This window comes from Pseudoalteromonas sp. NH0006-26, from assembly GCF_057552415.1.
In genome coordinates, this window is record NZ_BAAJMJ010000010.1 from 108399 (window position 1) to 120117 (window position 11719).

An 11719-nucleotide genomic window follows, 5' to 3' on the forward strand; every position below is an offset into this window, starting at 1 on the left:
AGAACAGGTCGGGTCAAAGATCAGCAAGCTGAGGAACCCCATGGCTTACTCTTATTCTGAAAAGAAACGTATCCGTAAGGATTTTGGTAAACGTCCACAAGTTTTGGATATACCTTTCTTACTGTCAACACAGTTAGAATCGTTTAAAAAATTCTTAGTCCCGGACGCTGATGGCGATCATGGTTTGGAAGCTGCCTTCCGTTCTGTGTTCCCAATTAAAAGCTACTCGGGAAATTCTGAGCTTCAATACGTAAGTTATCGTATTGGTGAGCCAGTATTCGATGTAAAAGAATGTCAAATTCGCGGTGTGACTTATTCTGCTCCACTTCGCGTGAAACTGCGTCTTGTAGTAATGGACAAAGAAGCTCCAGGCACAGTTAAAGACATTAAAGAGCAAGAAGTTTACATGGGCGAAATTCCGCTCATGACCGATACCGGTACTTTTGTAATCAATGGTACAGAGCGTGTTATCGTTTCTCAGCTACACCGTAGCCCTGGTGTATTCTTTGATAACGACCGCGGTAAAACTCACTCGTCAGGTAAAGTGCTTTATAACGCACGTGTAATTCCTTACCGTGGTTCATGGTTAGACTTCGAATTTGATGCAAAAGATAACTTATATGTACGTATTGACCGTCGTCGTAAATTACCGGCGTCTATCATTTTACGTGCACTTGAGTACACGAGTGAAGAAATCCTAGATATCTTCTTCGATACTACTGCGTTTGAAATCGCTGACGGTAAAGTTCTCATGGAACTTGTACCTTCACGTTTACGTGGTGAAACTGCCGCTTTTGATATCAAGAGCGAAGACGGTGAAGTCCTTGTTGAAAGCGGTCGTCGTGTTACGGCTCGCCACATCAAGAGCATCGAGAAAAAAGGCATTAAGCAATTAGAAGTACCACATGAGTACATCATTGGCCGTGTATTAGCGAAGAACTATGTTGATGAGTCAACAGGTGAAATCATTGCTACTGCAAATGACGAGCTAACGCTTGAAATGATGGCTGAATTGGTTAAAGCCGGTCACACGACCATTGATACACTATACATCAATGAAGTGGACAGCGGCGCTTACATGTCAAATACATTGAACATTGACTCGTCAAGCAACCGTTTAGAAGCACTAGTAGAAATTTATCGCATGATGCGCCCAGGCGAGCCACCGACGAAAGACGCGGCTGAAGCCTTATTTGAGAACTTATTCTTCTCAGAAGAACGCTATGACTTATCAACAGTAGGTCGTATGAAGTTCAATAGCCGTGTTGGTTACGATTCAGACACAGGCCCTGGCACATTAAGCAAAGAAGACATCGTAGCGGTTATGAAAGTATTGATTGCTATTCGTAACGGTGTTGGCGATGTTGATGATATAGACCACTTAGGCAACCGTCGTATACGTAGTGTTGGCGAAATGGCTGAGAACCAATTCCGTGTAGGTTTAGTACGTGTAGAACGTGCTGTACGTGAGCGTTTAAGCTTAGGTGACCTAGATGCGATCATGCCACAAGATCTTATTAACGCTAAGCCTATTTCGGCAGCAGTTAAAGAGTTCTTCGGCTCGTCTCAGTTATCACAGTTTATGGACCAAAATAACCCGCTATCAGAAGTAACGCACAAGCGTCGTATTTCTGCATTGGGTCCGGGCGGTCTAACTCGTGAACGCGCTGGCTTTGAAGTACGTGACGTTCACGTAACTCACTACGGTCGCGTATGTCCAATCGAGACTCCTGAGGGTCCAAACATCGGTCTAATTAACTCATTGTCTACGTATGCACGTACCAATGACTACGGTTTCTTAGAAACACCTTACCGCAAAGTGGTAGACGGTGTAGTAACTGATGAAGTTGATTACCTATCAGCCATTGAAGAAGGTCAGTTTGTTATCGCACAGGCGAACTCAAACTTAACTGAAACCAATGAGTTTGTAGATGAACTTATTCCATGTCGTCACAAAGGTGAATCAACCTTTATGGGTCGCATGGATCAGCAATATATGGATGTATCACCACAACAGGTGATCTCTGTAGCGGCCGCACTTATCCCGTTCCTAGAACACGATGATGCTAACCGTGCATTGATGGGTTCAAACATGCAACGTCAAGCAGTACCAACATTGAAAGCGGATAAGCCGTTAGTAGGTACTGGTATTGAGTTAACACTAGCGAAAGATTCTGGTGTAACGATTGTTGCTAAACGTGGTGGTGAAGTAATGTATGCCGACGCAAGTCGCATCGTTGTTAATGTACATGAAGAAGAACGCATCCCTGGTGAAGCGGGCATCGACATCTACAACTTAACCAAGTACACACGTTCTAACCAAAATACATGTATTAACCAAAAGCCGACTTGTATGGTTGGTGAACCGGTTACTCGTGGCGATGTGTTAGCAGATGGTCCTTCGACTGACTTAGGTGACTTAGCCCTTGGTCAAAACCTTCGCGTGGCATTCATGCCATGGAACGGTTACAACTTCGAGGATTCAATCTTACTATCAGAGCGCGTAGTTGAAGAAGATCGTCTAACGACTATTCATATTCAAGAACTACAGTGTATCGCCCGTGATACTAAATTAGGCTCAGAAGAGATCACAGCAGATATCCCGAACGTGGGTGAATCTGCACTAGGCAAGCTTGATGAATCAGGTGTTGTATATATTGGTGCTGAAGTTAAAGGCGGCGATATCCTAGTAGGTAAAGTGACTCCGAAAGGCGAAACGCAATTAACTCCTGAAGAAAAGCTACTACGTGCTATCTTCGGTGAGAAAGCGTCTGACGTTAAAGACAGCTCTTTACGTGTACCAAACTCTGTAACTGGTACTGTAATCGACGTACAAGTTTTCACCCGTGATGGTGTTGAAAAAGATAAACGTGCGTTAGAAGTTGAAGACATGCAGCTTCGCGAAGCGAAGAAAGACTTCAACGAAGAGTTCCGTATTCTAGAAGCCGGTGTTTTAGACCGTGCACGCAAGTTACTTGTGGCAGCTGGTTTCGATGAAGACAACTTAGCGTCACTGAATGCTGAAAAGTTACTAACTCAAAGCCTTGCTGAAGAAGACAAGCAAGCTGAACTTGAGCAACTAGCTGCACAGTACGATGAGCTTAAAGCTGAATACGATAAGAAGTTTGAAAACAAACGTCGTAAAATTACCCAAGGTGATGACTTAGCACCAGGCGTACTTAAGATTGTTAAAGTATACCTAGCTGTTAAACGTCGTATCCAACCAGGTGATAAAATGGCGGGTCGTCACGGTAACAAAGGTGTTATCTCGACTATCGTACCAGTAGAAGATATGCCATACGATGACAAAGGTCGTACGGTAGATATCGTACTAAATCCACTAGGTGTACCATCGCGAATGAACATCGGTCAGATCCTTGAAACACATATGGGTCTAGCTGCACGCGGTATTGGTGAGCGCTTAGAAGAAATGATGAAAGAGCAACGCGAGCTTCATGAGCTACGCGCATTCATCAAACAAGCTTATGAGATCGGTGAATCTCGTCAGGTTGTGGATATTGCTAGTTTCTCTGATGACGAGATTCGTCGTTTAGCTGAAAACTTGAAAGGTGGTTTACCGATTGCTACTCCTGCATTTGATGGCGCGAAAGAAAGCGAAATCAAAGACATGCTAGAGCTAGGCGGCTACCCTAGAAGTGGTCAGGTTACACTTTATGATGGCCGTACTGGCGATCAGTTTGAACGTCAAGTAACTGTAGGTTACATGTACATGCTTAAACTTAACCACTTGGTTGACGATAAGATGCACGCGCGTTCTACTGGTTCTTACAGCCTTGTTACTCAGCAGCCGCTGGGTGGTAAAGCACAGTTCGGTGGCCAGCGTTTTGGTGAGATGGAAGTATGGGCACTTGAAGCTTACGGTGCTGCTTACACGCTACAAGAAATGCTAACAGTGAAATCGGATGACGTGAACGGTCGTACTAAGATGTATAAAAACATCGTTGATGGTAACCATAAAATGGAACCAGGTATGCCAGAATCGTTCAACGTATTGTTGAAAGAAATCCGCTCACTGGGTATCAACATCGAGTTGGAAGAAAATTAAGCCTTAGATGCTGCAGTTAACGCTGCAGCATCTGTTATGGCTGAATAGAATGTAGGGACGAGAACATCCGTCCTCAAGATTAACTCCGACAGGAGAGCTAAGGTGAAAGACTTACTTAAGTTTCTGAAGCAACAAAATAAGACCGAAGAATTCGATGCAATTCGCATTGGTCTTGCTTCACCAGACATGGTTCGTTCATGGTCATACGGTGAAGTAAAGAAACCTGAGACTATTAACTACCGTACTTTCAAGCCTGAGCGCGATGGCTTATTCTGTGCCCGTATTTTCGGCCCAGTGAAAGATTATGAGTGTTTATGTGGTAAATATAAACGCCTTAAACACCGTGGTGTGATCTGTGAAAAGTGTGGCGTTGAAGTAACACTCACTAAAGTGCGTCGTGACCGTATGGGTCATATAGAACTGGCAAGTCCAGTTGCGCATATATGGTTTTTAAAATCATTACCGTCACGTATCGGCTTAATGCTTGATATGACGCTTCGTGATATTGAACGTGTTCTTTACTTCGAATCATTCGTAGTAACTGAGCCTGGTATGACAACGCTTGAGCGTGGTCAACTATTAGGTGAAGAAGAATACCTAGATGCACTTGAAGAGCACGGCGATGAGTTTGAAGCGAAGATGGGTGCTGAAGCAGTATTAGACTTACTGCGTGAACTCGATCTTGCTCAATTAATTGCAGAAATGCGTGAAGAGTTACCAACAATTAACTCTGAAACTAAGCGTAAAAAGATCACTAAACGTCTTAAGTTAATGGAATCGTTCCACCAATCAGGTAATAACCCTGAGTGGATGATTATGACAGTACTTCCAGTATTGCCACCTGACTTACGTCCATTAGTACCACTAGACGGTGGTCGTTTTGCGACATCTGATCTAAATGACCTTTACCGTCGTGTTATTAACCGTAATAACCGTCTTAAGCGTCTACTAGATTTAGCTGCACCAGATATTATCGTACGCAACGAAAAACGTATGTTACAAGAAGCGGTCGATGCGCTACTTGATAACGGTCGTCGTGGTCGTGCAATTACAGGTTCTAACAAACGTCCTCTTAAATCGCTTGCTGATATGATCAAAGGTAAGCAAGGTCGTTTCCGTCAGAACTTACTTGGTAAGCGTGTAGATTACTCTGGCCGTTCTGTAATTACGGTTGGTCCTACACTTAAGCTTCATCAGTGTGGTCTTCCTAAGAAGATGGCATTAGAGCTTTTCAAACCATTCATCTATGGCAAATTAGAACGTCGCGGCATGGCTACGACAATCAAAGCAGCTAAAAAGATGGTTGAGCGTGAAGTAGCGGAAGTATGGGATGTACTAGACGAAGTAATTCGTGAACATCCAGTATTACTTAACCGTGCACCAACACTTCACCGTTTGGGTATCCAAGCGTTTGAACCTGTGCTTATCGAAGGTAAAGCGATTCATTTGCACCCATTAGTATGTGCGGCCTACAACGCCGATTTCGATGGTGACCAAATGGCGGTACACGTACCGCTAACAATTGAAGCGCAGCTTGAAGCTCGTGCGTTAATGATGTCTACAAACAACATCTTATCGCCAGCTAATGGTGAGCCAATCATCGTTCCTTCACAGGACGTTGTATTAGGTCTTTATTACATGACGCGTGATCGTATTAACGCGAAAGGCGAAGGCGCCGTATTTAAAGATCCAAAAGAAGCAGAAAAAGCATACCGTAGTGGTAATGCCGACCTTCACGCGATAGTGAAAGTACGTATTAGCCAATCAGTTAAAAACGAAGAAGGTGTTGTTGAAGACACTGTAACCGTGATTGATACTACTGTTGGTCGTGCGATACTGTCTCTAATTTTACCAAAAGGCATGCCGTATGAGTCAATCAACCAAGCCCTAGGTAAAAAGCAGATTTCTGGCTTAATTAATGAGTGTTACCGTCGTCTTGGTCTAAAAGACACTGTTATGTTTGCTGACCAAATCATGTACACCGGTTTCCACTATGCAATGAAGTCAGGTGTTTCAATTGGTATCGATGACTTAGTTATCCCACCAGTTAAAGCATCAATCATTGAATCAGCTGAAGCTGAAGTAACTGAAATCAACCAACAATTCCAATCAGGTCTTGTAACGGCTGGTGAAAAGTACAACAAAGTTATCGATATCTGGTCACGTGTAAATGAAAACTTATCACGTGAAATGATGGCCAACTTGTCAAAAGACACGGTTATCAATGCCCAAGGTGAAGAAGTAGAGCAACCGTCATTTAACTCAGTGTTTATGATGGCCGACTCAGGTGCTCGTGGTAGTGCCGCTCAGATCCGTCAGCTAGCAGGTATGCGTGGCCTAATGGCACGTCCAGATGGTTCAATCATCGAGACGCCAATCACGGCTAACTTCCGTGAAGGTCTAAACGTACTTCAGTACTTCATCTCAACGCACGGTGCGCGTAAGGGTCTTGCTGATACAGCACTGAAAACAGCGAACTCGGGTTACCTAACGCGTCGTCTAGTAGACGTTGCACAAGATTTGGTAATCAATGAAGACGATTGTGGCACAGAAGATGGCTTAACAATGAAACCGCTAATTGAAGGTGGTGACGTTGTAGAAGCACTTCGCGAACGTGTACTAGGTCGTGTTGTTGCTGAAGATGTTGTAATTCCAGGTACTAATACAGTACTTGTAGAGCGTAACATCATGCTTGACGAAAAACTGTGTGACCTTTTAGAAGAGCACTCAGTAGATGAAGTTCGTGTACGTTCAGTTATCACCTGTGATAACGACTTTGGTGTTTGTGCTAAGTGTTATGGTCGTGACCTTGCACGTGGTCATATCATCAACGCGGGTGAATCAGTAGGTGTTATCGCGGCACAGTCAATCGGTGAGCCGGGTACACAGCTTACGATGCGTACCTTCCACATCGGTGGTGCGGCATCAAGAGCGTCTGCTGAAAATAATGTACAAGTTAAAACAAACGGTACATTAAAACTTCACAACGCTAAATATGTATTAAATACAGACGGTAAGATTGTTATTACCTCACGTTCTACCGAGATCACTATCATTGATAGCTATGGTCGTGAGAAAGAACGTTATAAAGTACCTTATGGTGCGGTATTAACAGTGCAAGACAATGCAGAAGTTCAAGGTAACGACATCGTTGCTACTTGGGACCCGCATAGTCACCCAATCGTTCTTGAGCATAAGTCAAAAGTATCGTTCAGCGATATCGATGATTCAAACACTGAAGCACAGACTGATGAACTAACCGGTTTAACCCGTGTAGTTGTTAAAGATCTTGCTAAAGCGAATGCGAAAGAGCCGAAACTTATCATTGAAAGTGATGAGCGTGGCTTGCAAGAAACGCGTCTTCCTTCATTCACCACGATTGAAGTAACTGACGGCGCGACTGCAAACCCAGGTGACGTGTTAGCACGTATTCCGCAAGAAGGTTCGAAAACTCGTGATATCACGGGTGGTCTACCACGCGTAGCCGACTTATTTGAAGCGCGTAAGCCGAAAGATCCAGCTATCTTAGCTGAAATCACCGGTACGATTAGCTTCGGTAAAGAGACTAAAGGTAAGAAACGTTTAGTTATTACACCAGCTGAAGGCGATCATTACGAAGAAATGATTCCTAAGTGGCGTCAACTTAACGTGTTTGAAGGTGAGCAAGTGTCTAAAGGTGAAGTTATCGCCGATGGTCCAGAATCACCGCATGACATCTTACGCCTACGTGGTGTGACTCATGTTGCTAACTACATTGTTAACGAAGTGCAAGAGGTTTACCGTTTGCAGGGCGTTAAGATCAATGATAAGCACATTGAAACTATTATTCGTCAAATGCTACGTAAATGTATCATTCTAGACGGTGGTGATACTGAGTTCTTAGCCGGTGAGCAAATTGAAGTGGCACGCGTTAATATCGCAAACCGCGACCTTGAAGCTCAAGGTAAGATCCCAGCTAAGTTTGAAATCCAGTTAATGGGTATCACAAAAGCATCACTAGCGACAGAATCTTTCATCTCAGCAGCCTCGTTCCAGGAGACAACTCGTGTCCTAACAGAAGCCGCTGTAAATGGTAAGAGCGATGAACTACGCGGTCTGAAAGAAAACGTAATTGTGGGTCGATTGATCCCAGCCGGTACCGGTTTTGCGTATCATCAAGAGCGTATGGCTCGTCGTAAGCAAAAAGACGTTGTTGAAGAGCAAACGGTAAGTGCAGAAGAGGCAACTCAAGCACTAACTGATGCTTTAAACGCGGATTTATCTGGAAATCAATAAACCGAATCTAATCAATAGATTAGAGTTTAGCAAGGTAGTTATCTGCTGCCTTGCGAGCGGTTTAGGTTGACAGGTCAATCTTTGCTCATTAAAATTCCGCCACCCATTTACTTGCACGTTTAAAACATGCTGGTAAAACAAGGGCGGATTTTTTATTTTTTTCAGTAGTAATTTTAATTTCAGGAGCTATTTAAATGGCAACTATTAACCAGCTAGTGCGTAAGCCACGTCGTAGCAAGGTTACTAAAAGTAACTCAGCTGCGCTTAAAGCGTGTCCGCAAAAGCGTGGTGTATGTACTCGCGTATATACAACTACACCTAAGAAACCAAACTCGGCGTTACGTAAAGTAGCTCGTGTACGTTTAACTAACGGTTTCGAAGTAACTTCATACATCGGTGGTGAAGGTCATAACCTTCAAGAGCACAGTGTAATCCTAATCCGTGGTGGTCGTGTTAAAGATTTACCAGGTGTGCGTTTTCACACTGTACGTGGTGCACTTGACTGTGCAGGCGTTAGCGACCGTCGTCAAGCTCGTTCTAAATACGGTGCAAAACGCCCTAAAGGCTAATTGTTTTCCGTTAGTAAGGCCAAGCACTAAATATTATTAATTATTGTTTTGGGTGATTGTTCCAAAAGGACAAACCTGAATAAACCGGAGATACAAAATGCCTAGAAGACGCGTAATAGGTCAACGTAAAATTCTTCCAGATCCTAAGTTCGGATCGGAACTTCTTGCTAAATTCGTTAACATCGTAATGTTAGACGGCAAGAAATCTACTGCTGAAAAAATCGTTTATGGTGCGCTAGACGTGGCTGCTGAGAAATCAGGCAAGTCGCACCTAGAAATCTTTGAAACTGCACTTGATAACATCCGCCCACAGGTAGAGGTTAAATCTCGCCGTGTTGGTGGTTCAACTTATCAAGTACCAGTTGAAGTACGTCCAGTACGTCGCAACGCATTAGGTATGCGTTGGTTAGTAGACGCTGCACGTAAGCGTGGCGAAAAATCTATGGGCTTACGTTTAGCTCAAGAAATCGTTGACGCTGCTGATAACAAAGGCACTGCGGTTAAGAAACGTGAAGACGTTCACCGTATGGCTGAAGCGAACAAAGCATTCGCTCATTACCGTTGGTAATCTGTCCTTAACCTTTAAGAGGATTTTATGGCACGTACAACTCCACTTGAGCGTTACCGCAATATCGGTATTTGTGCTCACGTAGATGCAGGCAAAACCACCACAACAGAACGTGTTCTGTTCTACACAGGTCTTTCTCATAAGATCGGTGAAGTACATGATGGCGCCGCAACTATGGATTGGATGGAGCAGGAACAAGAGCGTGGTATCACAATCACTTCTGCTGCAACAACGTGTTTCTGGAAAGGGATGGACGCGCAATTTGACGACCATCGCATCAATATTATTGATACCCCAGGACACGTAGATTTCACTATCGAAGTAGAGCGTTCTTTACGTGTATTAGATGGTGCGGTAGTTGTTCTTTGTGCTTCATCGGGTGTACAGCCGCAAACTGAGACAGTTTGGCGTCAAGCGAACAAATACGAAGTTCCGAGAATGATCTTCGTAAATAAAATGGATCGCACGGGCGCTGACTTCTTAACGGTTGTAAGCCAGGTGAAATCTCGTCTTGGAGCAACGCCTGTTCCAGTCCAGCTGCCTATTGGCGCTGAAGACGACTTTAAAGGTGTTATTGACCTTATTAAAATGAAAGCCATTAACTGGAATGATGAAGACCAGGGGATGACTTTCTCTTATGAGGCAATACCGGCAGAACTTCAGGAACTAGCCGAAGAATGGCGCTCTCACTTAGTTGAAAGCGCTGCTGAAGCTACTGAAGAACTAATGGATAAATACTTAGAAGGTGAAGAGTTAAGCGAAGCAGAAATTAAAAATGCTTTGCGTCAACGCACATTAGCGAACGAAATTGTTCCCATGACGTGTGGTAGTGCATTTAAAAACAAAGGTGTTCAAGCTGTGCTTGATTGCGTTGTTGAATATATGCCCTCACCAACACAAGTGAAACAAATCCAAGGTATCTTAGAAAATGGTACTGAGGAAGAGCGTCCTGCTGATGATAAAGCGCCGTTTGCTGCACTTGCTTTTAAGATTGCAACAGACCCGTTTGTTGGCACTTTAACCTTTTTCCGTGTTTACTCTGGTACTGTTAAACAGGGTGACGCGGTATATAACCCAGTAAAAAGTAAGCGTGAGCGTCTTGGTCGTATCGTTCAGATGCATTCAAACTCACGTGAAGAGATCAAAGAAGTCTACGCAGGCGACATCGCGGCGGCTATTGGTCTCAAAGACGTAACAACAGGTGAGACACTGTGTGATCCGAACTCTATCATTACGCTTGAGCGTATGGAGTTCCCAGAACCAGTGATCTCTGTTGCGGTTGAGCCTCGCACAATCGCTGACCAGGATAAAATGGGTATCGCGCTAGGAAAACTAGCGGCAGAAGATCCGTCTTTCCGCGTACAAACTGACGAAGAATCAGGCCAGACTATTATCTCTGGCATGGGTGAACTTCACCTTGATATCATTGTCGACCGTATGAAACGTGAATTCAGTGTTGAATGTAACGTTGGTAAGCCGCAGGTTGCATACCGAGAAGCTATTCGTTCAACTGTTGAAGTTGAAGGGAAGTTTATACGTCAATCAGGTGGTCGTGGTCAATATGGTCACGTCTGGCTTAAACTTGAACCGATGGATATTTCGGATGATGAAGCCCCAATTTACGAGTTCGTTAACGAAACCGTAGGTGGCTCAGTACCGAAAGAATACATCCCTGCGGTAGACAAAGGTATCCAAGAGCAAATGGCTCAAGGTGTACTGGCAGGCTACCCATTACTTGGTGTTAAAGCGACTTTATATGATGGTTCATTCCATGATGTAGATTCGAATGAAATGGCATTTAAAATAGCAGGTTCACTGGCTATGAGACAAGGTGCGCTAGATGCAAACCCTGCACTTTTAGAGCCAGTAATGAAGGTTGAAGTACTCACTCCTGAAGCAAACATGGGTGATGTAGTTGGCGACCTAAACCGTCGTCGCGGCATGATCGAAGGCATGGAAGATGCACTTGGTGGCCTTAAGCAAATTAATGCTGTGGTACCACTCTCTGAAATGTTCGGTTATGCGACTGCTTTACGATCTGCAACACAGGGCCGTGCCTCATACTCTATGGAGTTTTTGAAGTACGCTGAAGCCTCTAAGCAGGTTGCAGATACAATAATTTCAGCTCGCGCTGTAATATGATTTTTAGCTTGTTTAACTTAATAGTGAGTTAGACTTTAATTTCTTTATTAGGAATTTTTTAAGATGGCAAAAGCAAAGTTTGAACGCGTAAAACCGCAT

General features: G+C 43.9%; 5 protein-coding genes. All 5 read left to right on the forward strand.

Translation table 11 applies throughout. From position 1 onward, the window contains the following. Positions 1-40: 40 nt before the first annotated feature. The gene (rpoB, locus tag AC27JR_RS14455; RefSeq protein ID WP_008468836.1) at positions 41-4066 is read left to right on the forward strand and encodes a DNA-directed RNA polymerase subunit beta; all 4026 of its coding nucleotides are present in this window, start codon (positions 41-43) and stop codon (positions 4064-4066) included. Between the two features lie 102 nt (positions 4067-4168). After that, entirely contained in the window at positions 4169-8341 is a 4173-nt protein-coding gene (gene rpoC / locus AC27JR_RS14460) for a DNA-directed RNA polymerase subunit beta' (RefSeq protein WP_008108469.1), read from the forward strand. 194 nt (positions 8342-8535) lie between these two features. Further along, positions 8536-8910: a 30S ribosomal protein S12 gene (rpsL, locus tag AC27JR_RS14465; protein WP_002958885.1), complete on the forward strand. Its 375-nt coding sequence runs from the start codon at positions 8536-8538 to the stop codon at positions 8908-8910. A gap of 97 nt (positions 8911-9007) precedes the next feature. Next, on the forward strand, positions 9008-9478 hold the full coding sequence (rpsG, locus tag AC27JR_RS14470; protein ID WP_010392135.1) for a 30S ribosomal protein S7: 471 nt from the start codon (positions 9008-9010) through the stop codon (positions 9476-9478). Positions 9479-9505: 27 nt separating this feature from the next. Next, positions 9506-11620 (forward strand): elongation factor G, encoded by a 2115-nt coding sequence (gene fusA / locus AC27JR_RS14475; protein WP_008108486.1) that lies wholly within the window; start codon positions 9506-9508, stop codon positions 11618-11620. The last annotated feature ends 99 nt before the right edge of the window (positions 11621-11719 follow it).

Bases quoted from the DNA above. Each gene is read 5' to 3' on its own strand.
- rpoB (WP_008468836.1), top strand. From the start codon at position 41: ATGGCTTACTCTTATTCTGAAAAGAAACGTATCCGTAAGGATTTTGGT.
- rpsL (WP_002958885.1), top strand. From the start codon at position 8,536: ATGGCAACTATTAACCAGCTAGTGCGTAAGCCACGTCGTAGCAAGGTT.
- rpsG (WP_010392135.1), top strand. From the start codon at position 9,008: ATGCCTAGAAGACGCGTAATAGGTCAACGTAAAATTCTTCCAGATCCT.
- fusA (WP_008108486.1), top strand. From the start codon at position 9,506: ATGGCACGTACAACTCCACTTGAGCGTTACCGCAATATCGGTATTTGT.